Source organism: Leisingera sp. ANG49 (assembly GCF_059694505.1).
In genome coordinates, this window is the sequence record NZ_JCATZN010000086.1 from 1 (window position 1) to 207 (window position 207).

1 protein-coding gene is annotated in these 207 nt (G+C 66.2%); it reads left to right on the forward strand.

Translation table 11 applies throughout. The features are described from left to right. Positions 1-207 (forward strand): methyl-accepting chemotaxis protein (locus AC58NV_RS23845; RefSeq protein ID WP_497229339.1); only part of this gene is annotated, 207 nt, incomplete at both ends.

Sequence of the window (207 nt, forward strand, 5' to 3'; positions counted from 1 at the left end):
GCCAGCGTCAAATCCGCCGCCGACGGCGCCCGCAGCGTCGAGGCGACCATGGCCGCGGCCCGCACCGAGGCGGAAAACAACCGCGAAGTGGTGCAGAGCGCGGTCTCGGCGATGACCGAGATCGAGCAGAGCTCGAACCACATCAGCCAGATCATCTCGGTGATCGACGACATCGCCTTCCAGACCAACCTGCTGGCGCTCAATGCG